We start from the raw sequence: 764 nt of genomic DNA on the forward strand, positions 1-764 counted from the left end.
GCTTTGTCTTTTCCTACTGGGTTTACTGCCGCTACTGCATCTGTTCCTTCAGTTGCTTTTGCGTCTACTCCAGCTTGATCAGTTGCTGCATCGATTGCTTTCTTAGCTTCGTCTGCTGCTTTCTTAGCTTCTTCTTTCGCTGCTGATTTTTCTGCATCTGAAAGTTTGTCGTTAGCGTCGATCGCTTTGTCTTTTTCTGCCAATGCTGCATCTACTGCCGCTTTAGCTGCTGGTTTTGCTTTTGCTGCTGGATCTACATCTGCTACTTTTGTAGTTCCTTTGTCTTCTGCTGCCGCTACTGCATCATCTGTCTTCGCTTTATCAACATTTGCTTTTGCTGCATCTGCTAATTTACGTGCTTCTGCTTTTGCAGCTTCTTTCTCTTCTGTTGTTAACTCAGGACGTTTCTCAATTTCTGCAACTTTTGCAGTATAAGTATCTTCAATCGCTTGTTTTGCGGCTGGTTTTACTTCTGCTTTTGGCACTACAGGGGTAATTGTTCCTACTCCTGCTTCTTTAGCTGCTGTTACGTCCGCATTAGAAGTTGCTTTATCGATGGCTGCTTTGGCTGCTTCTGCTTTAGCACGTGCTTCTTCCTTAGCTGCTTCTTTTTCTTCTTTCGTTGAATCAGGTTTTGCATCAATTGCTTGCTCTTGTGCTTTTAATGCTGCATCGATGGCCGCTTTTGCTGCTGGTTTTGCTTTTGCTGCTGGATCTACATCTGCTACTTTTGTAGTTCCTTTGTCTTCTGCTGCCGCTACTGC

The 764-nt window shown here is 44.1% G+C and carries 1 protein-coding gene; it reads right to left on the reverse strand.

All coding sequences use genetic code 11. The features are described 5' to 3' along the window. Positions 1 to 764, reverse strand: a 764-nt coding sequence (locus N8L33_RS09910) for a DUF1542 domain-containing protein (RefSeq protein ID WP_261059745.1), incomplete at both ends; no start/stop codon positions are given.

Origin of the sequence: Streptococcus mitis, assembly GCF_946188695.1 — a bacterium.
Classification (GTDB): Bacteria; Bacillota; Bacilli; order Lactobacillales; family Streptococcaceae; genus Streptococcus; species Streptococcus mitis_DF.